This is a genomic window from Kutzneria sp. NPDC052558, assembly GCF_044547355.1.
GTDB lineage: Bacteria > Actinomycetota > Actinomycetes > Mycobacteriales > Pseudonocardiaceae > Kutzneria.
This window is the reverse complement of sequence record NZ_JBIUAG010000043.1, coordinates 1-19,416: the sequence shown is the minus strand read 5'-3', so window position 1 is coordinate 19,416 and position 19,416 is coordinate 1. Positions and strand designations below refer to the sequence as shown.

At 71.2% G+C, this 19,416-nt stretch carries 22 protein-coding genes and 1 pseudogene; 15 read left to right on the top strand and 8 right to left on the bottom strand.

Annotated elements, in window-relative coordinates; genetic code table 11:
* Nucleotide 1 precedes the first annotated feature (1 nt).
* Nucleotides 2-916, bottom strand: a complete 915-nt coding sequence (locus tag ACIG5F_RS43905; protein WP_396526182.1) for an esterase/lipase family protein — start codon at nucleotides 914-916, stop codon at nucleotides 2-4.
* A 126-nt stretch (nucleotides 917-1,042) separates the two neighbouring features.
* Between ACIG5F_RS43905 and ACIG5F_RS43900 the strand changes: the two genes are divergently transcribed.
* The 3 genes from ACIG5F_RS43900 (at nucleotide 1,043) to ACIG5F_RS43890 (ending at nucleotide 2,853) form a co-directional block, all read left to right on the top strand.
* The gene (locus ACIG5F_RS43900) at nucleotides 1,043-1,837 is read left to right on the top strand and encodes an HAD family hydrolase (RefSeq protein ID WP_396526181.1); all 795 of its coding nucleotides are present in this window, start codon (nucleotides 1,043-1,045) and stop codon (nucleotides 1,835-1,837) included.
* Nucleotides 1,837-2,619 (top strand): hypothetical protein, encoded by a 783-nt coding sequence (locus ACIG5F_RS43895; RefSeq protein WP_396526180.1) that lies wholly within the window; start codon nucleotides 1,837-1,839, stop codon nucleotides 2,617-2,619. Before ACIG5F_RS43900 ends, ACIG5F_RS43895 begins: the two co-directional genes overlap by 1 nt.
* Nucleotides 2,620-2,688: 69 nt before the next feature.
* Nucleotides 2,689-2,853 carry a hypothetical protein gene (locus ACIG5F_RS43890; protein WP_396526179.1) on the top strand — a complete coding sequence of 55 codons (165 nt, stop codon included), beginning with the start codon at nucleotides 2,689-2,691 and terminating at the stop codon, nucleotides 2,851-2,853.
* A 60-nt stretch (nucleotides 2,854-2,913) separates the two neighbouring features.
* On the opposite strand, the gene ACIG5F_RS43885 is transcribed toward ACIG5F_RS43890, so the two are convergent.
* Nucleotides 2,914-3,342: a PPOX class F420-dependent oxidoreductase gene (locus tag ACIG5F_RS43885; RefSeq protein WP_396526178.1), complete on the bottom strand. Its 429-nt coding sequence runs from the start codon at nucleotides 3,340-3,342 to the stop codon at nucleotides 2,914-2,916.
* 92 nt (nucleotides 3,343-3,434) lie between these two features.
* On the opposite strand from ACIG5F_RS43885, the gene ACIG5F_RS43880 reads away from it, so the two are divergent.
* The 8 genes from ACIG5F_RS43880 (at nucleotide 3,435) to ACIG5F_RS43845 (ending at nucleotide 11,644) form a co-directional block, all read left to right on the top strand.
* Complete coding sequence (locus tag ACIG5F_RS43880; protein ID WP_396526177.1) at nucleotides 3,435-4,352, top strand: ABC transporter ATP-binding protein; 918 nt, start codon at nucleotides 3,435-3,437, stop codon at nucleotides 4,350-4,352.
* Complete coding sequence (locus ACIG5F_RS43875) at nucleotides 4,349-5,074, top strand: hypothetical protein (protein ID WP_396526176.1); 726 nt, start codon at nucleotides 4,349-4,351, stop codon at nucleotides 5,072-5,074. Before ACIG5F_RS43880 ends, ACIG5F_RS43875 begins: the two co-directional genes overlap by 4 nt.
* Nucleotides 5,075-5,230: 156 nt before the next feature.
* Nucleotides 5,231-6,130 (top strand): ATP-binding cassette domain-containing protein, encoded by a 900-nt coding sequence (locus ACIG5F_RS43870; protein ID WP_396526175.1) that lies wholly within the window; start codon nucleotides 5,231-5,233, stop codon nucleotides 6,128-6,130.
* A gap of 194 nt (nucleotides 6,131-6,324) precedes the next feature.
* Complete coding sequence (locus ACIG5F_RS43865) at nucleotides 6,325-6,837, top strand: hypothetical protein (protein WP_396526174.1); 513 nt, start codon at nucleotides 6,325-6,327, stop codon at nucleotides 6,835-6,837.
* A gap of 104 nt (nucleotides 6,838-6,941) precedes the next feature.
* Nucleotides 6,942-7,589, top strand: coding sequence for a tRNA (guanosine(46)-N7)-methyltransferase TrmB (gene trmB, locus ACIG5F_RS43860; protein ID WP_396526228.1), 648 nt, complete (start codon nucleotides 6,942-6,944; stop codon nucleotides 7,587-7,589).
* Nucleotides 7,590-7,743: 154 nt separating this feature from the next.
* Entirely contained in the window at nucleotides 7,744-8,871 is a 1,128-nt protein-coding gene (locus ACIG5F_RS43855; RefSeq protein ID WP_396526173.1) for a nitric oxide synthase oxygenase, read from the top strand.
* 262 nt (nucleotides 8,872-9,133) lie between these two features.
* Nucleotides 9,134-10,297 carry a sensor histidine kinase gene (locus ACIG5F_RS43850; protein WP_396526172.1) on the top strand — a complete coding sequence of 388 codons (1,164 nt, stop codon included), beginning with the start codon at nucleotides 9,134-9,136 and terminating at the stop codon, nucleotides 10,295-10,297.
* A gap of 12 nt (nucleotides 10,298-10,309) precedes the next feature.
* Nucleotides 10,310-11,644 carry an amidohydrolase family protein gene (locus tag ACIG5F_RS43845; protein WP_396526171.1) on the top strand — a complete coding sequence of 445 codons (1,335 nt, stop codon included), beginning with the start codon at nucleotides 10,310-10,312 and terminating at the stop codon, nucleotides 11,642-11,644.
* Nucleotides 11,645-11,679: 35 nt separating this feature from the next.
* Here ACIG5F_RS43845 and ACIG5F_RS43840 read toward each other — a convergent pair whose 3' ends face one another.
* Nucleotides 11,680-12,600: a DMT family transporter gene (locus ACIG5F_RS43840; protein WP_396526170.1), complete on the bottom strand. Its 921-nt coding sequence runs from the start codon at nucleotides 12,598-12,600 to the stop codon at nucleotides 11,680-11,682.
* An 82-nt stretch (nucleotides 12,601-12,682) separates the two neighbouring features.
* Between ACIG5F_RS43840 and ACIG5F_RS43835 the strand changes: the two genes are divergently transcribed.
* Nucleotides 12,683-13,582: a LysR family transcriptional regulator gene (locus tag ACIG5F_RS43835; protein WP_396526169.1), complete on the top strand. Its 900-nt coding sequence runs from the start codon at nucleotides 12,683-12,685 to the stop codon at nucleotides 13,580-13,582.
* Nucleotides 13,583-13,719: 137 nt separating this feature from the next.
* On the opposite strand, the gene ACIG5F_RS43830 is transcribed toward ACIG5F_RS43835, so the two are convergent.
* Together ACIG5F_RS43830 and ACIG5F_RS43825 are read right to left on the bottom strand one after the other, a co-directional pair.
* Nucleotides 13,720-14,403, bottom strand: coding sequence for an SDR family oxidoreductase (locus ACIG5F_RS43830; RefSeq protein ID WP_396526168.1), 684 nt, complete (start codon nucleotides 14,401-14,403; stop codon nucleotides 13,720-13,722).
* Between the two features lie 231 nt (nucleotides 14,404-14,634).
* Nucleotides 14,635-14,796: a hypothetical protein gene (locus ACIG5F_RS43825; protein WP_396526167.1), complete on the bottom strand. Its 162-nt coding sequence runs from the start codon at nucleotides 14,794-14,796 to the stop codon at nucleotides 14,635-14,637.
* A gap of 135 nt (nucleotides 14,797-14,931) precedes the next feature.
* Here ACIG5F_RS43825 and ACIG5F_RS43820 point away from each other — a divergent pair, with 135 nt between their 5' ends.
* A complete protein-coding gene (locus ACIG5F_RS43820) occupies nucleotides 14,932-15,912 on the top strand; it encodes a hypothetical protein (RefSeq protein WP_396526166.1) in 981 nt (326 codons plus the stop codon).
* Here ACIG5F_RS43820 and ACIG5F_RS43815 read toward each other — a convergent pair.
* Nucleotides 15,882-16,853: a hypothetical protein gene (locus ACIG5F_RS43815; protein WP_396526165.1), complete on the bottom strand. Its 972-nt coding sequence runs from the start codon at nucleotides 16,851-16,853 to the stop codon at nucleotides 15,882-15,884. The two genes, ACIG5F_RS43820 and ACIG5F_RS43815, sit on opposite strands and share 31 nt — an antisense overlap.
* Nucleotide 16,854: 1 nt before the next feature.
* Nucleotides 16,855-17,574 (bottom strand): type 1 glutamine amidotransferase domain-containing protein, encoded by a 720-nt coding sequence (locus ACIG5F_RS43810; RefSeq protein WP_396526164.1) that lies wholly within the window; start codon nucleotides 17,572-17,574, stop codon nucleotides 16,855-16,857.
* 88 nt (nucleotides 17,575-17,662) lie between these two features.
* Between ACIG5F_RS43810 and ACIG5F_RS43805 the strand changes: the two genes are divergently transcribed.
* Nucleotides 17,663-18,544 (top strand): DNA-processing protein DprA, encoded by an 882-nt coding sequence (locus ACIG5F_RS43805; RefSeq protein WP_396526163.1) that lies wholly within the window; start codon nucleotides 17,663-17,665, stop codon nucleotides 18,542-18,544.
* 357 nt (nucleotides 18,545-18,901) lie between these two features.
* On the top strand, nucleotides 18,902-19,291 hold the full coding sequence (locus ACIG5F_RS43800; RefSeq protein WP_396526162.1) for a hypothetical protein: 390 nt from the start codon (nucleotides 18,902-18,904) through the stop codon (nucleotides 19,289-19,291).
* On the opposite strand, the pseudogene ACIG5F_RS43795 reads toward ACIG5F_RS43800, so the two are convergent.
* Nucleotides 19,288-19,416 (bottom strand): annotated as a pseudogene (locus tag ACIG5F_RS43795) (inositol-3-phosphate synthase); the annotation flags it as partial. The gene ACIG5F_RS43800 and the pseudogene ACIG5F_RS43795 sit on opposite strands and share 4 nt — an antisense overlap.

Here is a 19,416-nt window from a genome sequence, read left to right as displayed (position 1 = left end):
GCTAGGTCAGGCAGTTCGGCGTCCAGGCGTGCGCGGGATCGAGCGCGTTGCGCACCAGCTGGATCGCGATGTGGTCGTAGGTGATGTTGATGTGTTCGGTGCCGTCGAGCAGGCAGTAGTCCTGGAGCCGCAGGTTGGTCACCTTCGAGCCGGACAGGTAGGCCGAGGTGTACGGCGTGACCACTTCGTCGGTGCGGGTGGCGATGACGGTGTAGTTGACCCCGGGCATGGTGTCGCCGCCGCCGTTGAGGCTGGTGATGAAGCTGGAGCCGACCTCCTGTTGCACACAGGCCGGGCAGACCACGCCGACCACGCCGTCGGCGAAGTCGCCGCCGCCGGGCAGTTTCCGCACGGCCGTGACCAGGCCGTCCAGATCCGTGCCGTGGTTGGACGGCGCCAGGCCGACCAGCGTGCCGACCTTGCTCGCCCCGCCGAGATTGCGGAGGTAGTAGCGGGGCATCATGCCGCCCTGGGAGTGACCGACGATGTCCACTGTGGACGCGCCGGTGGCGGCGAGCACCTTGTCGATGTACTGGCCGAACTGGCCGGCCGTGGTGGGGATGTCCCCAAGGGCCTGGAACATGCCGCCCTCGGGACCGCCGAGATTGGGCGCGAACACGCAGTAGCCGTCCCGTTTGAGCACTCCGGACAGCCCCGCCCAGTCGTCGTAGGCGTTGGCGCCGGTGCCGTTGGACAGCACGACCGGCCGCGGGTGGGCGGCGGTCGGCTTGCAGGAGAAGTCGTTCGACCCCGGCGGTGAGGCGGTCGGGTGACTGAGTGCGTACAACGCCGCCGCGGCGATGTTGGGCTGGGCCGGGCCGGCGGCGGACTCGCTCGCCGACGCGGTCGAGGTGGTGGCGATCAAAGCAGCCGTGACCAGGGCCAGCCCGGTCAGGGAGCGTGCGACAGGACCCACGGACGCCCTCCGCTTCCGCAGGCGCCGGCCCCGTTGCCGGCGCGCATAATGCGAAACGACCCATTACCGTTTCGGTGATCGCGGTCACAGCGGATTCACCCCGCAGGGGTAGTTACGCTCCGTGTTGTGCGCCCTGCCCTCATCGCCCTTGACGTCGACGGCACGATCCTGGACTCGACCGGCGTGATCTCGCCGGCCGTGCGCTCCGCCATAACCAGAGCCCGCGCCGCCGGCGCGCATGTGGTGCTGTCCACCGGACGCACCGTGCTCGGCGTGCGCAACGTGATCAGCCTGCTTGGTTTCACCGACGGCACCGTGCTGTGCTCCAACGGCGCGGTGCGGCTAGACCTGGCCACCGGCGAGGTGATCGCGCTGGCCACCTTCGAACCGGCGCCGGTGATCGCCCGGCTGCGGTCGCTGCTGCCCGGAGTGGTGTTCTCGCTGGAGGAGCCCGGCGTCGGCAACCGGGTCAGCGACGGCTATCCCGGCGACATCGTCGGCACCCGCCGGCAGGTCGACGACCTGGAGCTGGGCGCGACCCCGACCACGCGCATGGTCGCCTACTGGCACGGCGTCACCAAGGAGCAACTGGCCGACCTGATGGACGTCTCTGACATTGCGGGCGTCACGTGGACATACGACCATCACAGTGACGCGTGGCTGACCGTCGTCGCCGAGGGCATCTCCAAGGCGAGCGCGCTCGAACAGCTCCGCCTGGAGCTGGGCGTGTCCCCGCAGGCCACCGTGGCCTTCGGCGACGGGCACAACGACATCGCGATGCTCCGCTGGGCGGCGCTGGGCGTGGCCATGGGCAATGCCGCGGCCGACGTTCGGGCCGCCGCCGACGAGGTGACGGGTACCGTCGCGGAGGATGGCGTGGCGACCGTGCTCGACCGACTTCTCGACGAGGGGATGAGCTAGTGCGCAAGTCCGTAATCGGTGTTGGCGCCGCGCTGTTAGTGGCGCTGGGGGCGTGCAGCACCCAGACCGCCGGCGCGCCGGCCCCGGACAACTCCGCCAACCAGGCGACCGTGTCCACCGACGCGGTGCAGCTGGTGGCGATGGCCAGGACCAGCACCTCGAAGAGCCGCACCGTCAAGATCGACGCCACCGTCGACACCAGCGGCGCCCACGTCACCATGACCGGCCAGGGCTCCTTCGGCGGCGACGCCTCGAAGATGGCCATGCAGCTGGGCACCGCCGGCGGCGCCATGGAACTGCGGCTGGTCGACAAAGTCGCGTACGTCAAGCCGCCGGCCAGCGCCGCCCAGTTCCTGCACTCCGACAAGCCGTGGATCAAGATGGGCGGCTCCGACGACGAGCTGTCCAAGCTGATCAGCGGCGGCCTGGACCAGCTGGCCCAGGAGAACGACCCGACCACCTTCCTGAACCAGATCTCCCAGGGCGGCAAGGTCACCAAGACCGAGAAGACCACCCTGGACGGCCAGGCCGTCACCCACTACACGGTCGATGTGGACACCGCCAAGGTGCAGGCCGGCCTGCCGCCGCAGCTGGCCGGCGCGGCCGGGCCGATGACCGTGGACCTGTGGCTGAACAACGAGAACCTGCCGCTTCAGGTCACCGCCGCGGCCGGCGACAAGTACACCGCCAAGATCCACTACACCGACTGGGGCGGCCAGGTCGACGTGCAGGCCCCGCCGGCCGACCAGGTCGCCGACATCAACTCCCTGACCGGTCACTGATTCGCCGGAAAATCGGCGATCCCCCGGCTATCGTCGGATTCTCTGTCCCGGATCCGAGGGGGGATCGCCGTGCGCAAGACCATTGTCGGCTTCGCCGTGCTCATCACACTCGCCATCTGCGCCGGGCCGGCCCTGGCCGCGCCCGCGCCGACGACCGGCGCGCCGGTGGTCACCAACGGCGTCGACCCGGCCTTCCCGGCGCTGACCGACGGCGTCGACCCGGCTTTCCCGTGATGCTCCGGCATTGATGCCTGGGAGGGGGCATTCCTCGGAATGCCCCCTGCCCGGCGCTGCTCAGCTCGCGATGTCCTTGGCGGCGGTGATCTTGGCGTCGACCACGCGGACCAGCAGCTCGCCGGGCACGCCGTTGCGCTCGCCGTACTCGTCGGCCCGGTCCGCGCCCATGTAGCGGCCGCCGATCACGCCGGCCCAGTGGCGCACCTGGGCCAGGTCCTCGACCACCTCGGCCCGGCCCCGGACCAGCACGAAGCTGAACGGCGGCCGCTCGTCGTCGAAGCTGAGGGCCACTCGGCCGTCCCGCAGGATCGACTTGCCCTTCAGCGAATCCCGGCCCGTGTTGAACACGATGGTGTCGCCGTCCAGCGCCACCCAGATCGGGGCCACGTGCGGCGATCCGTCCTTGCGCACCACCGCCAGTTTCGCGGTCCTGGCCGGCAGTTCCTCGATGAATTCCCGCCACCAGCCGTTGTCGGTCTCAGCCATACGACCGACCGTAGCGGTCCTACGCGAGTACTACCCGGGATCGCCCCCGGGGCCGATGTCCGATGACTGCGCGCCCGGGCATGCTTGCACTCATGATCGAGGCAATCGGCCTGACCAAACGCTACGGGCGCACCGTGGCCGTGCGGGATCTGTCGTTCACGGTCCAGCCCGGGCGGGTGACCGGCTTCTTGGGGCCGAACGGCGCCGGCAAGTCCACGACCATGCGCATGATCCTCGGCCTCGACCGTCCGACCGAGGGCCGCGTGCTGATCGACGGCCGGCCGTACCAGCAGCTGCGGCACCCGATGCGCTCGGTCGGCGCGCTGCTGGACGCCAAGTGGGTGCACCCCAACCGCTCGGCCCGCAACCACCTGCGCTGGCTGGCCAAGGCCAGCCGGCTGCCGAAGTCCCGGGTGGACGAGGTGCTGGCCCAGGTCGGGCTGACCGCCGTCGCGGACAAGCGGGCCGGTAGCTTCTCGCTGGGCATGTCACAGCGGCTGGGCATCGCCGCCGCCCTGCTCGGCGACCCGCAGGTGCTGCTGTTCGACGAGCCGGTCAACGGCCTCGACCCGGAGGGCATCCTGTGGATCCGACGGTTCATGCAGGGCCTGGCCGGGCAGGGCCGCACCGTACTGGTGTCCAGCCACCTGCTCTCGGAGATGGCCCAGACCGCCGAGGACCTGATCGTCATCGGCCGGGGGCAGTTGATCTCCCAGGGCAGCACCGCCCGCTTCATCGACGGCGCCACCGAGACCACCGTGCTGGTGCGCAGTCCGCAGGTGGCGAAGCTGGCCGAGGTGCTGATCCAGTGGGGCATGTCGGTGCGTAACACCGAGGATGACGCGTTGGTGATCAGCGGCGGCAGCAGCGACCAGATCGGGGAGATGGCCGCGACGCACGGCGTCGTGCTGCACGAGCTGAGCCCGCAGCAGGGTTCGCTTGAGGAGGCGTTCATGCGGTTGACCGGCCACGCGGTCGAGTACCAGGCGGACGAGGTGACCGTGGCATGACGCTGCTCGCCGTCGAACGCATCAAGCTGTTCTCCACTCGCGCCCCGGTGTGGTGCATCGCCACCGCGCTGGCGCTGACCATCGGCGTCACCGCCGGGCTGGTGTCGCTGACCGCCCGCGACGGCACGGTCTCGCCCGAGGGCACGCAGACCATGTACATCCTGGGCCTGGTGGTGATCATGGTGATGGCCACGCTGTCGGTCACCACCGAGTACCGCTTCGGCACCATCAAGGCGACCTTCCAGGCGGTGCCCAGCCGGTCCCGGGCGCTGCTGGCCAAGGCGACGGTGCTGGCCCTGGTGGCCGGGGCGGTCGGCGAGGTGTCGTCGTTCGGGTCGTGGGGCGCGGCCCGGCTGATCACCGGCAGCCCGGCCACCGACATCGTCACCGGCGCGCAGTGGCGGGAGATCGCCGGCATGGGCCTGGTGTACGCGATCGCCGCCGTGCTGGCCATGGCCGTGGGGGCGCTGCTGCGCCAGAGCGCCGCCGCCGTGGCCGTCCTGCTGGTGTTCCCGCTGCTGGTCGAGCAGCTGGTGGAGATCATTCCGCGGGTGGGCGACCAGCTGCACGAGTGGATGCCGTTCGTGGCCGCCGGCCAGTTCGCCAGCACCGTGGACAAGGGCCTGCCCTACGGCCCGTGGGGTGGCCTGGCGTACTTCGCCGCGGTCGCCGCGGCCCTGCTGGTGGCGGCCCTGGTGGTGGTCGAAAAAAGAGACGCCTGAACCGCGTCATGGCGGCGCACGTGTGTCGTCACACCGGTACAGGGGCTGGGGAACGAGTGGGAATCGGGGCCCGCTCGGGCGAGGGTCCGGACCGCCGATCGGGGGGCGGCCCGGACCCTTGCCGCATCCGGCCCTGTTGCTGGGATCATCGGCGACATGATCGAAGCGGTGGGGCTGACCAAACGCTACGGCCGGACCGTCGCCGTCGACGATCTGTCCTTTACCGCCCGGCCAGGCGTGGTCACCGGCTTCCTCGGGCCGAACGGGGCCGGCAAGTCCACCGCGATGCGGATGGTGCTGGGCCTGGACCGGCCCGACACCGGCTTCGTGCTGATCGACGGAAAGCGCTTCGAGGACCTGCCGCGGCCGTCCCGCGTGATCGGCGGCCTGCTGGACGCGAAGTGGGTGCACCCGCACCGGACCGCCCGCAACCACCTGCGCTGGCTGGCCCGGGCCGCCGACCTGCCCCGCGGGCGCGTGGACGAGGTGCTGGAGCTGGTCGGCTTGGCCAAGGCGGCGCGCAGCCCGGCCGGCGACTTCTCGCTGGGCATGTCGCAGCGGCTGGGCATCGCCGCCGCCCTGCTCGGCGACCCGCAGGTGCTGGTGTTCGACGAGCCGGTCAACGGCCTGGACCCGCAGGGCATCGCCTGGGTGCGCCGGCTGATGCGGACCATGGCCGACAACGGCCGGACCGTGCTGGTGTCCAGCCACCTGCTCGCGGAAATGGCCCAGACCGCCGACGAGCTGATCGTGATCGGCCGCGGCCGGCTGATCGCGTTATGCCCGACCGCCCAATTCATCAGCGAGGCCACCGAGTCCTCGGTGCGGGTTCGGACCGCACAGGTGGAACGATTGCAGACGGCATTGGTCCACAAGGGTGCGACGGTGCGACACGAGCCTGGCGCACTTGTGGTCGCGGGCCTCGACGCCGCCCAGATCGGCGAGCTGGCCGCCGCCCACGGCGTGGTGCTGCACGAGTTGAGCCCGCGGCGGGGCACGTTGGAGGACGCCTACCTGCACCGCACCGGGGACGCGGTCGAGTGCCATGCCGACTGATCAGCCATTTGGTCCAGACCATGTCGCGTGAAGTGGTTCGGCCGCTCGAATGGCGTAAGAAGTGCATGAAGACCACGTGAACTCCCGCACAGGAACGTGCGAAAACGCGCGGAAAGTGATCGTATCGATTTATCCCGTCAGGCAGCCCTTGGAGGTGAGCGGTGGCGGTGACCGAATCGCACCCACGTCGAAACGTGAAGAAGCAAGTGCGGGTGGAGCCCCTGGCCACGCTGGAGTGGTCACAGGCAGTCGAGCTGGCCGGCGAACTGGCCGATGCGACCGGACCCGAGGACATCCGCCGCGCCTGGATCCACCGGGCCCCGGAACGACAGGTGGTCGGCCTGTACCGGGTGCTCAGCAAGTTCGAGCCCGACCTGCCCGCGCCCTGGTGGCTGCGGGCCCTGGCCGCCGGCGGGCTGCCCACCCGCACGGCCGCCTTCCGCATGGAGGACGAGGTCGCCACGCTGCTGGCCGACCGGCCGGGCTGGGTCTACGTGCCCTGGGAGGACGGCTACTGGGAGTACGTGCCGTCCGAGGTCTACGCGGCCGGCGAGGCGCCGACCGTGCCCACCACCGTCATGTTCACCGCCCGCCACCGCGGCTGGTTGGACGTGCTGCCGGCGCATCGTGGCGCCCCGCCGAAGTTGATCTCCGTCCGCGGCCTGGAAGACCTCCGGAGCAGGCTGGACGCGATCGAGGCGACCTGATCTGGAAGAGTCTCACCACTGTGAGCCAGCCAGATGCCAACCGGGCCGACCAGCGGCACCCGCACCACCGTTCCATCGTCAGCTACGTCCAGCGCGGCGAGCGGATGACCGTCGGCCAGCAGCGGGCCTGGGACACCCGATGGCCCGAACTGGGCCGGGACGTCAAGGCGCTGCCGCCCGGTCCGCTCGCGCTGGACGAGTGGTTCGGCCGGCACGCCCCGGTGCTGCTGGAGATCGGTTCGGGCATGGGCGAGACCACCTCGCAGCTGGCCGCCGCGCAGCCGGAGCTGAACTACCTCGCCGTCGAGGTCTACAAGCCGGGCCTGGCCCAGCTCATCCTGCGCGCCGATGTGCTCGGGGTCACCTCGCTCCGACTGCTGCGCGGCGACGCCGTGACCGTGCTGACCGACCACGTCGAGCCGGACTCGCTGGCCGGCGTGCGGCTGTTCTTCCCGGACCCCTGGCCCAAGGCCCGCCACCACAAGCGGCGCATCGTGCAGCCCGACTTCGTGGCGCTGGTCGCCTCCCGTCTCCAGCCCGGCGGCGTGTTCCACATGGCCACGGACTGGGAGGAGTACGCGGACCAGATGATGACTGTGTGTAGCGGCGAGAGTCGGTTGCGCAACGTGTACGCCGATGAGCCGGGCGGGTGGGCGCCCCGACCCGACTGGCGGCCGGTCACCAAGTTCGAGAGCCGGGCCGACAACGAGGGCCGCGTCAGCCACGACCTGATGTTCGCCAAGGTCGACTAGGTCACCCGACCAGGTACTCAAGTCCACGCGGACGCCGGTCGAGTCGGCCACTCTCAGTCCAACACTCACCCGTTCGGGCGGAGATCGACTAGGCCGAACTGTGCCCCTTCTGGCAGTGACGCGTGAGGCCAGGCGGCGGATACGGTTGCCGACCGTGACGGCTCTGGCAACCCTCCCTGCCCTCGACAGCGTGGACCTCGACGCCGCCGAGGAGTTCCTCCGCATGTTCCACGACGCGCACCCGGAGGCCGGGCCGGTGGGCCAGCGGCTGACCGAGGCCCGCGCCGAGATCGCCGACACCGGAACCTACCGGCACACGCCCCAGGAGCTCGCGTACGGCGCGCGGGTGGCGTTGCGCGACAGCGGCTGGTGCACCAGCGGCGTGCCGTGGCGACGGCTGAAGGTCCGGGACCTACGCGGGCTGCGCAACTCGGCCGCCGTGGCCGCCGAGTGCGTGCAGCACCTGCGGCTGTCCACCAACGGCGGCCAGATCCGGCCGCTGGTCACCGTGTTCGCGCCGGACACCCCGTCCACGCCCGGCCCGTGCATCTGGAACGAGCAGCTGGTGCGGTACGCGGGCTACCGCGACGCCACCGGCCGGGTCGTCGGCGACCCCCGCTACGCCGACTTCACCGAGGCCGTCACCAAGATGGGCTGGCGGCCGCCGACCCAGCGCGGCCGCTTCGACCACCTGCCGCTGGTGGTGGAGACCGCGCACGAGGGGCCGCAGCTGTTCACCGTGCCGCGGGACGTCATCCAGGAAGTGCCGCTGGAGCATCCCGACCTGGCGTGGTTCGTGGAGCTGGGGCTGCGCTGGCACGCCGTGCCCGTGATCAGCAACATGCGGCTGGTCATCGGCGGCATCACCTATCCGGCCGCCCCGTTCAACAGCTGGTTCGTCGGGGCCGAGATCGGCACCCGCAGCCTCGCCGACGAGGGCGCGTACGCCGTGGCCCGGGAGGTCGCCGCGCGCCTGGGGCTGGACACCCGCACCGAGCGGACCCTGTGGCGGGACCGGGCGACCGTCGAGCTCAACCGGGCCGTGCTGCACTCGTTCGACGCCGCCCAGGTGACCATCACCGACCACCATGCCGAGGCGCTGCACCGGCTGGCGTGGCTGCGGTCGCGGCAGCGGGCCGGCGGCAACCGGCCGGCGTTCCGTGTCGACTCGTCGACGGCGCAGCGGGCCCGACAGGGCACTCCGGCGCGCTTCGCCGACACCCAGCCGACCGAACCCCACGGCGGTCGGCTGGCTGCCCTGCTGCGCAAGCAGCTGGGCTGAGGACTACGACTGCTCGGCGTCCACCAGCAGTCCGGTCACCACCATGACCGCCAGCACCAGCAGGCCGACAATCGCGCCGCTCCAGGTCATCACCATCGTCACCATCTCGCGCCCCTTCCTCCGATGTCGGCTCAAGCCTGGCCGGCGGAAGGGTCATCCGGCGTCGGCCCGGGGCATCGTCCCTGGCTACGCCGCAGGTCTGACAGGGCACCGTTCTCCAGGTTGACGGCGGTGGCCCCGGCTACGTCCTACGGTGTCCCGCGTGGAGAACAGGTACCTCGGCTGGCGGACGTTGGCCCGCCGGCAGTGGCCGCTGGCCGCCGCCCTCTTCGTGATCATCGCGGGGGAGATGGTGTCGTGGCGCGGGCTGGAGCCGGGGGTCTGGCTGCAACTGCCGGCCGATCTTGTCGTCGCCGTGCTGGCCGTGGTCTCGCCGCGCCGGCCCTTCGACGCCGCGCTGGCCGCGTCCATCGCCACCGCCGGCAGCGCGCTGCTGCTGCACGGGCTCCATCTGATCAGGATCGGCGGGGACTTCGTCCCGCTGGCCGCCGGCATGGCGATCACCGCCATCCTCGTGCGGCAGGCGCCGCGCGGGCGGGCCGTCATCGGCACCATTCTGTTGGTCGTGGCCTGGGGGATCACGCAGTACCTGGACCGCATGAACTACCTGAACGCCGCCGGCGACTACGGCCTGCCCAACCTGATCGCGGTCGCGACCGTCCTGTTCGGCATCGCCATCGGCACCGGCCTGTACTTCCGCGCCCGCGACCGGGAACGACGCAAGAGCGAGGAAGCCTCGGTCGCCGCCGCGCAGCAGGCCGAGCGGCTGGCCCTGGCCCGGGAGCTGCACGACGTCGTCGCCCACTACGTCACCGGCATCGTCGTGCACTCCCAGGCCGCCGAGGCCATCGTCGACCAGAACCCGGACGCCGCCCGGCAGGTGCTGCCGATCATCACCGCCAGCGGGCACGAGGCGCTGGCCGCCATGCGCCGGCTCGTCGGCACCCTGCGCGGCACCGAGGCCACCCCGACCAGCCGCGACAACGACGAGCTGGCCGCCCAGATCCGGCGCACCGTCGAGCAGGTCGGCGGGCCGGTGCGGCTGGACGTGCAGCTTTCCGAGGCCGTGCCCCCCGAGTTGGCGCAGTCGGTGATCAGGCTCGTGCAGGAGTCGCTCACCAACGCCCGCAAGCACGCCGCCGGCGTCAGCCGGATCGATGTGGACGTCCGAACCGTCGACGGTTGCGTGCGTGTGCGGGTCGCCGACGACGGAACCGGTCAGCTCGCCGCCCCGGTCGGCGGGTCCGGCGGCTTCGGTCTGGTCGGCATGCGGGAGCGGGTCGAGCTGCTCGGAGGCCAGTTCAGCGCCGGTCCCGGCGGGGACGGGGGCTGGACGGTCGTCGCCCGGCTGCCGCTCGGGGGATGACAGAATCCGGTCATGGATCAGGCTTTCCGGCTACACGCCCCGGTCATGCTGCCCTGTGACGCCAACTGCTCCGTCGTGCGCGACGCCGTGGTCGACGTCGGCGCCGACGGCCGGCTCGGCTATGTCGGGCCCGCGTCCAACGCCCCTGAGCTCTCCGCCGGCGTCGCCGTGCGGGAGCTTTCCGGCATCCTGCTGCCCGGCCTGATCAACACCCATGCCCACAGCCCCATGACCGTGCTGCGCGGCATGGGCGGCGACCTGCCGCTGATGTCGTGGCTGCAGGACGTCATCTGGCCGGCCGAGGGCCGGCTCGACGGCGACGACGTGCGGGCCGGCATGCGGCTCGGGGCACTGGAGATGCTGCGGCACGGCGTCACCACCAGCGTCGAGATGTACTTCTACGGCGAGCCCATGGTCGAGTCCGTGCTGGAGGTCGGCTCCCGCATGGTGCTCACCCCCGCCGTCATCGCCGCGCCCGGCTGGGACCGGCTGGGCAGCTGGCTGCACATGACCGACCAGATCAGCGCGTGGATCGACGCCGACGGGCTGCGGTTCGGGCCCGGGGAGCGCATCGAGCTCGGCTACGGGCCGCACTCCGCCTACACCCTGCCCGCCGAGGCCCTGCCCGTCATCGCCGCCGAGGCCAAGCAGCGCTCCGCCCTGCTGCACATCCACGTCGCCGAGTCGCTGGCCGAGGACGCCCACCTGCGGGAGGAGCACGGCTCGGTTCCGCTGCTGCTCAACTCCCTCGGCGTGTTCGGCGGCCGGGTCATCACCGCCCACTCCGTGCATCTGTCCGATGTGGACATCCAGCTCTACGCCGCCAACGGCGTCGGCGTCGGACACTGCCCCGGCTCCAACGCCAAGCTCGCCTCCGGCATCGCCCGCCTGGCCGACCTGCGCCGCCACGGCGTGCCCGTCGGCCTCGGCACCGACGGTCCGGCCAGCAACGACGACCTCGACCTGTGGGAGGAGATCCAGCTCTCCGCCATGCTGGCCCGCCTCGCCGGCTCCGACGCCGCCGCCCTCACCGCCGCCCAGGCTCTGCTCATGGCCACCCGCGACGGCGCCGCCGCCATCGGCCGGCACGACATCGGCACCCTCGCCCCCGGCTGCTGGGCCGACCTCGTCCACGTCGACCTGGACGACCCCGCCTTCGCCGCCGGCATCGACGTGCCCTCCCCCCAGCTGCTGTCCAACCTCGTCTGGGCCGCCGGCTCCCGCCGCGTCCGTGACGTCTGGGTCGCCGGCGACCAGGTCGTCGCCGCCGGTGAGGCCACCCAGGTCGACCGCGCCGCCGCCGCGGCCGAGGTCCACAAGGTCACCCGCCGCCTGCTCGACGCCTGATCAGCGGCGCCTGCGGTCGGGCGGCCGCAGGCGCCCTAGGCGGCTGATTCGCAGGGTTCGTCGGCGACCTGCGCGGGGACGGGCTCGACGACTCGGGGCTTGCGGCGGCTGATGGCGACGCCGGTCAGGCAGAGTGCGCCGCCGAGCAGGCCCAGGGCGGTGGGCATCTCGCCGAGCGTCACCCAGGAGACCAGCACGGCGATGCCCGGGACGCAGAGCGTGGTGGCGGCCATGCGGCCGGCGTCGGTCCGGGCCAGGGCATAGGCCCAGGTTGTGAAGGCGATGGCGGTGGGGCCGATCCCCAGGAACACGACCCCGGCGATCGAGCCGGCGGAGGCGTGGGAGAGCTCGACCACGGCCTGCGGGGCGAACGGCAGGGTGGCGACCAGGCCGGCGGCGCAGCCGACCCAGGTGGCGGTGACGGCGTCCACCGAGCGCAGCGCGACCTTCTGCATCAGCACCCCGGCGGCGTAGAGCACGGCGGAGACCAGGCCCAGCCCGATGCCCAGCGTGTCCACCACACCGCCGCCGCCACCGCCGACGGCGATCACGAGGACACCGGTGAATGCGACGAGCATGCCGATCATGACCGGGCGCGGGAAGCCCTCGCGGAAGAGGACGCCGGCGACCACGGCGACCAGGATCGGCGCGACGTTCACCAGCAGTGCGGCGGTGCCGGCGTCCAGGTGCCGCTCGGCCCAGTTGAGCACGACGGTGTAGCCGGCGAACCACAGCACGCCGTAGCCGAGCACGAAGGCGAGCGCCCGTCCGCGGGGCAGGGGCCGGCGGTGGCGAAGGGCCACCAGAGCCAGCGCGACCGTGCCGACCACGAGACGGGCGAAGGCCAGTGATCCGGGGGAGAGTTCCTCGCCGAGCACGCGGATGACCACGAAGGCGGAGGCCCAGAGAAGCACGGTCGTCACGACGGCGGCCAGGGCGCGGTACTTGGATGGCATGCCCCCGACGATGACTTGCCCGAAACGTAAGCACAAGCAAGAAAACCTGCCGCATTGTTCAGTACGACTGTAGTGTCGGGGCGTGGACATTCACCGGCTCCGGGTGCTGCGGGCGGTCGTGGCGGACGGCTCGATCCGCGGCGCCGCGACCAGCCTCGGCTACACGCCGTCAGCGATCAGCCAGCACATCACCGCGCTGCAAAGGGAAACCGGCCTCACGCTGGTCCAGCGCTCCGGCCGGAGCATCGAGCCGACCGTCGCCGGCCGCACCGTCGCGGCCCACGCCGCCCGGGTCTTCGAACGGCTCGCCGAGCTGGAGTCGGTCGTCTCCGACCTGCGGGCCGGCCGGGTCGGCGCCCTGTCCGTGAGCTACTTCGCCTCGGCCGGGGCCGTCTGGATCCCGCCCATGGTCGCCGCCCTCGCCCGCGAGTTCCCCGGGCTGCGCCTGGACCTGCGGCTGATCGAGCTGGTCGGCTCGGACGCCGGGCCGCCAGACGTCGAGATCTTCGTCGACGGCGCGCAGTCCGGCGACACCCGGGGCTATCGGGTGCGGGCGCTGCTCACCGAGCCGTACCTCGCCGTCGTGCCGAAGTCCTCCGCCCTGGCCAGCCGGGCCGAGATCGACCTAGCCGAGCTGCGCGACGAGGCCTGGGTCGACAACGACGTGGCCCGCGGCGCCTGCCGGCAGATGGTGCTCGACGCCTGCTCCACCGTCGGCTTCAGCCCCGCCTTCCACATCGAGACCCAGGACTACCCCACCGCGATCAAGTTCGTGGCCGAGGGCATGGGCATCACCGTCATCCCGCGACTTGGCCTCGGCACGCTGCCCGAGTCCACCGTCGCCGTGCCGATCGTCAACCCCACGCCCCGCCGCGGCATCTCCGTCCGCGTCCGCGACGCCGTCGCCGAACACCCCGCCGTGCTCAGGCTGCTCGACCTGCTCGACACCCACGTCGCCCGCACCACGCCTTCGATAGCGTGATCCCCCATGTCAACGCCGGGCTTTCCGCCGCACACACTCGTCGTGTGCGCCTTGGCCGGACTCACCGGCACACTCGACGACCTGCGTCGAATCCCGTTCGTGGGCACCCCATTCGACGATCCGGACCCCATCGGCGGCTAGCGGGAGCGGGGGCGGACGTTGATCTCGTTGACGTGGGCGTCCGGGGGCGCGAGCAGGGCGAAGGTGACGGCCTGGGCGACGGTCTCGGGCGTCAGGTAGTCGTCGGGCGTGTAGGCGCTGCCTTCGCTTTCACGGATCTCGCGCTGCATGTCGGTGGCGGTGCGGCCGGGGTAGACGGAGGTGACGCGCAGCCGGGGCTCCTCGGCCCGCAGGACGTCGGCGAAGGCGCGGAGGGCGAACTTGCTGGCGGCGTAGGCGCCCCAGTTGGGGTTGGCGTTGAGGCCGGCGCCGGAGTTGATGAGCACGACCTGGCCGGCGGCGGCGCGCAGGGCGGGCAGCAGGTGGCGCGTGAGCTCGGCGACGGCGACGACGTTGATCTCCAGGGTGGATCGCCAGACCTCGACGGGGGTCTCGGCCAGCGTGCCGAGGGTGGCGACGCCGGCGCTGTGGACGAGGACGTCCAGGCGGTCGAGAGCCGAGGTGGCCGTGGCGAGGGCCTCGGGGTCGGTGAGTTCGACCGGCCAGGGACTGGCCGACGGGAATCCGGCGGCGACGGCCTTGAGCGCCTCGACGTCGCGGCCGCCGAGCAGCAGGTGGTGGGTGGGGGCCAGGGCGGCGGCGATGGCGGCGCCGATGCCCCGGGAGGCTCCGGTGATCAGGGCGGTCGGTCGGGAGGTCATGATCCCCAAGCTAACTCGTTCGGGCGAACGGCCGTACTTCGGATGGTCGTGCACAAGTGCGCATATGAGCATCGGACGCATGACCATCGCGACCGAGCACAGGCCGGCTGAACAGCACAGGCACACCCACGGACCGGGCTGCGGGCACGAGGCCGTGGTCCACGCCGACCACGTGGACTACCTGCACAACGGCCACGTGCACCGCGAGCACAACGCGGGCGACGGCGTGCACTACGACGAGTGCTCGGCGTGCGCATGCGCCAACTGCAACGACTCCTGCGCGAACTGCACCTGCGCCGACTGCGCATGCGCCACGTGCAACCATGCCACCTGCCAGTGCGCGAACTGCTCCGACTCGTGCAGCGCCTGCACCTGCGCGGACTGCAGCTGCACGACCTGCGATCACGCGGCCTAACCTGCGAAAACCCACCCGAAGCGGTGAAATGGGCCGTCGTGCGCCGGTCGGATCCCGGCCACGGTGTCAGGCTCGGCCGAAGAGCACAGTCGCGACCGGACGGGGGTTCCGTCATGGGCACTCGGACACTGGTCGTCGCGGGGGTCACCCTGCTCGTCACGACGCTGGCGCCCCCGGCCGGGGCCGATCCGGTCGCGCCGCCGCCGGCCGTCTCCGGCGGCTCCAACTACGACTACTACTACCTGGACGGCTGCTACCGGCAGCCGTACCAGGTGGTCGACGCGTTCAACAAGGCACCGACAATCATCGCCTACCAGCTGGCCGGCATGAAGCACGCGGGCCAGAACCGGCTGTCCATCGGCGTCTACCACCACCACGGCCCGGACGACGGCACCGCGATGGACTCCACCGACGGCCGGCTGACGCCGCAGGGCCAGGAGAACCTGGCCGGGCTGCTGGCCGCCGTCAAACAGGCCGGCTTCGCCGAGATCACCGTCGTGCTGCATCCCTCCGACGGCAACGACCCGCGGACCTGGTCGTCCTGGCAGGAGGAGCTGTACCAGGAGAACTGGCAGCTGATCCGGTCCCTGCACCCGATCATCGCGGCCGCCGGGCTGCCGTTCCACCTCGACCTCGGCGGCGAGCTGACCGCCTCCACCGACCAGCCCCTGGTGCTGCGCTACGACCAGCAGCTGTGGCAGGCGTACACGGCGCAGTTCGGCCGGGCCGACACCGTCGGCTTCTCCATCTACGGCAACGACCAGGGCCAGGTTCTCAACGTGGGCAAGATGTACGGCGACAAGCCACCGTCCATCATGGACATTCACATCTACGGCGACGAGTCCGCCCTGTTCGCCTACAACGACCAGCAGCTGCGGCAGCAGGGCCTGTCCACCCAGCCGGTGATCATCGGCGAGGCGTACTACGACGACAAGGACGCCGCCGCCGGCTTCGCCGAGGCGGCGCGCCGGACCGGCCGGCAGATCTACTACCTGACCCAGTGGCCCAAGACCCGGGCCGGCAACACCGAGTGCAGCCGGGTCGACGTCGCGCCGCCCACCGACTACGCCGAGTACGCCGCCGCCGGCTTCTGACCCAGCTCCGCGATCAGCAGCGGGGAAATCCGCTCGGCCAGCGACTGGTAGCCCTCCGGTCCCAGATGCAGGCCGTCCACCACGAGATCGGCGTAGACCAGGTCGCGCCCGTCGATCACGCTCACGCCGCTGGCCGCCTCGGCGACCAGGCCGCGGATGTCGGCCAGCGTCAGGCCCACCGAGTTGACCACCTGCTCGCGGGCCGGGGCCAACGGCGGCGTGACCACCACGACCGGCTGGTCGGCGAGCACGTCCAGGAAGGCCTCCAGCGCCGGGCCGAGGGTGCGCCGGCTGAAGCTCGCCGCGTGATGGATGTCCAGGCCGACGCCCAGCGTCACCAGGTCGGGATGCTGTTCACGGATGGTGTGCGCGACCACCGGATCGAGATGGCATTCTCCGGAGAAACCCAGGCAGGTCAGCCGCCATCCGTGCCGGCGCGCCACCTCCGCGGTCCAGGTCTGGCTCGGGCCGTCGACCAGCCGGCACTGCGTGATCGCGCTGCCGTACGCCACCCAGTGCGGGCCGGTGCGGGTCATCGGCCGGACCATGCTGTGCGCCGCCAGCCGCAGGCGACCGACCAAGGTGGCGCCGTAGTTCGGCAGCCACACGTCGACGTTCGCCGGCTGGCCCGGCAGCGCCACCGTCAGCACCTGCTCGCCCGGCTTGACCGCCATCCGGTGCGCCAGCTGGCCGTCGACCAGCACGTCCACCGGCGACGAGTAGTCCGGGTCGCCGAACAGCGGCATGGATAACAGGCGCGCGTCGGTGCGCATGCCCACGCGCACTCCCGCCGGCATCCGGGCCAGCTCCGCCAGCCTCGCCGTCGGGATCCGGCCGGACGGCAGCCGCAGCGGCTGCCACCACTCGCCGACGCGCCGGAGTTCGACCAGGCCGTCCCAGCTCAGCTGGGCATCGTCCGGGTCGAGCCACTCCTCGCGCACGTCAGGTCGTCAGGAGGTGATCGAACCGGCGCGCGAACAGGTAGGCGTCCCCGGGCCAGCGGGCCGAGACGTAGTTGCCGTCCTGCACGGTGAAGGCCGGGCCGTCGTCGGTCGCCGTGCCTCTCGCCGAGGTGATCGGTCCTCTCTCGAATCTCGCGCCGGTCGCGCGCACCTCGTCCTCGACGTACGCCGGATACGTCCGGTAGTAGCGGCCCAGCCGCCACGCCGTCGAGAAGTAGGCCATGCGCTCCATGTACTTGGGCAGGCACGTCGTGCGCCGTCCCGCCAGCACGCCCGCCCGGGCCAGCACGATCACCCCGTGGCAGATCGCGCCCACCGGCCGCTCCAGCCGCCAGAAGTCCGCCACCTTCGCCTGCAACTCGGCGCTGCCCAGGTACTGCCGCATGCCCGGGGCGTGCCCGCCGGCCAGGATCAGGCCGTCATAGTCCGACGGCTCGATCGCCTCCCAGGCGATCGGCGCCGCGAACCCCGCGTCGCCCGTCAGCTCCTGATAGAACCGCTTCGGCTCCGGCTCGGCCCCCAACTGCCCGAAGATCACGCCCGTGAGCAGCCGCGGATCCGCCGCCGGTCTCACCCCGGCCCGCTCCGTGCTGAACACCACCTGGTGGCCCGCATCGGTCAGCAACCGCCACGGCACCGCCACCTCGGTGACATCGAAGTCGTGATCCGGCAAGGGCATCAGGATGCGCACTCCGCGCATCCTGCCAGCACCCGAACGGGCGACACCAGCTACTGTGTCCGGACGTTCGCCCGACGGTCTCGAACCCGCGTTCGACTAGGATGAGCTGGTGGCGGACAACCTCGAACAAGCCGCGCTGCTGCTCGCACTGCGACACAGCGATCGCGGTTGGGCGGCCGTGACGGCCGCCGTCGAGGACGCCGGCTCCGCACTGGAGATCCTGGACGATCTCCTGGCCCCGAACACTCCGACGCTGGACCACGTCGACCGTGACCTGGACGCGGATCTGAGGCGAACGGCCGACGAGATCGACAGTTGGTTGGCCGAGGGCATTCGCGTGACCACCGTCCTGGACCAGGACTACCCGGTGCAGCTGATGCTGGTGCACCAGCATCCTCCGTTTCTGACCTACCGTGGCATGGTCGATGCCGAGGACGTCACGGCGGTCTCCGTGGTGGGCAGCCGACAGGCCAGCGCCGCCGGGCTGCGGCGGGCGAGAGCTGTTGCCAGCACCCTGGCGAACAACGGCTTCCCGGTGATGAGCGGCCTGGCCGCCGGGATCGACACCGCCGCCCACAGGGCGGCGATCGATGCTGGAACGCGCACGGTCGCGGTAGTCGGCACCGGCCTTCGGCACTGCTATCCGGCCGAGAACGCGGAGCTCCAGAACGAGATCGCCCGGACCGGCGCGGTGCTGTCCCAGTTCTGGCCGGACGCCGGCCCGGCGAAACATCAGTTCCCGATGCGCAATGCGGTGATGAGCGGTTGCAGCATCGCCACCGTCGTCGTCGAGGCCGGGGAGCACAGCGGCGCGCGGATCCAGGCCCGAATCGCCGTCGAGCACGGCCGTCACGTCTTTCTGCTACCTGAGGTGCTGGTCAACAAGTGGGCGGTCGACCTCGCCAACCGGCCGAACACGACCGTCCTGGAAGGTCCTGAGCATTTGCTCCGCGTGCTCGGCGAACTGACCGCGGAGATGGTCCAGGTCTGAATCCGTTGTCCTGGTTGGCTGAGAGTTACCGAAACATCCTGGTGCCCGTGCCGCCATCCGGCCCGGGCGTGTGCGCGACGTGTCATCGCGATGTGTCCGGGCCGCACCGGCGGTGCTATCGATGCAATTCGCACCGCGAGGCGGCGGCCGACCTGCTGGCCGACATTGTCGTGCCGATATCGGTGGCATTCGCCGGCAAACAGTTCGCCGACGACCTCCACCAGTACAAGCGCTCGCCCCGCGAGGCGGTGCGGAAAGAGAAACAGCGCCGACTGGCCGCGGTGTTGGCGAACTACCTCCGCGGCCACGAGCGGTGTGTCGCCGTGGCCTGCGCCGCGGTTCGACGTCGTGACCTCGGTGCCAAGCACCAGAGGTCTGGCGCCGCATCCACTGAGCGCGATGCTCGGCCGGACCATCGGGCAAACCAGTCAGCGCTACCGCAACCTGCTTCGCGTCGGCGCTGATCGCGGGAACCGGGTTTTCGATCCGTCGCGCTTCGACACCGACGCGGATCTGACTGGCTTGCGGGTGCTCCTGGTGGACGACACCTGGACCACCGGAGCCAACGCCCAGTCCGCGGCGGCCCGGCTGCGGCTGGCCGGCGCCGAACGCGTCGCCGTGATCGTGCTCGGGCGATGGTTCGACGCCGACCATCCAGCAGCGTCGTCGTACGTGGCACAGGTGCGGGAGTCGCTGTTCGACTGGTTCACCTGCTGTCTGGACCGATCACCGCACGGCGAGTTCTAGCGCTCCAGCTCGCCGCGGATGAACTTCTCGACGGCGTCGTGGGCCTGCGAGTCGGAGTACTGCTCCGGCGGCGACTTCATGAAGTAGGAGGAGGCGGACAGGATGGGGCCGCCGATGCCGCGGTC

What these genes read in the sequence shown, in the direction of transcription:
- ACIG5F_RS43875 (WP_396526176.1), top strand. Translation starts at nt 4,349, where the DNA reads ATGACGCTGCTCGCCGTCGAACGCATCAAGCTGTTCTCCACTCGCGCC.
- ACIG5F_RS43840 (WP_396526170.1), bottom strand. Translation starts at nt 12,600, where the DNA reads ATGCCATCCAAGTACCGCGCCCTGGCCGCCGTCGTGACGACCGTGCTT.
- ACIG5F_RS43845 (WP_396526171.1), top strand. Translation starts at nt 10,310, where the DNA reads ATGGATCAGGCTTTCCGGCTACACGCCCCGGTCATGCTGCCCTGTGAC.
- ACIG5F_RS43885 (WP_396526178.1), bottom strand. Translation starts at nt 3,342, where the DNA reads ATGGCTGAGACCGACAACGGCTGGTGGCGGGAATTCATCGAGGAACTG.
- ACIG5F_RS43810 (WP_396526164.1), bottom strand. Translation starts at nt 17,574, where the DNA reads ATGCGCGGAGTGCGCATCCTGATGCCCTTGCCGGATCACGACTTCGAT.
- ACIG5F_RS43820 (WP_396526166.1), top strand. Translation starts at nt 14,932, where the DNA reads ATGGGCACTCGGACACTGGTCGTCGCGGGGGTCACCCTGCTCGTCACG.
- trmB (WP_396526228.1), top strand. Translation starts at nt 6,942, where the DNA reads ATGACCGTCGGCCAGCAGCGGGCCTGGGACACCCGATGGCCCGAACTG.
- ACIG5F_RS43830 (WP_396526168.1), bottom strand. Translation starts at nt 14,403, where the DNA reads ATGACCTCCCGACCGACCGCCCTGATCACCGGAGCCTCCCGGGGCATC.
- ACIG5F_RS43880 (WP_396526177.1), top strand. Translation starts at nt 3,435, where the DNA reads ATGATCGAGGCAATCGGCCTGACCAAACGCTACGGGCGCACCGTGGCC.
- ACIG5F_RS43870 (WP_396526175.1), top strand. Translation starts at nt 5,231, where the DNA reads ATGATCGAAGCGGTGGGGCTGACCAAACGCTACGGCCGGACCGTCGCC.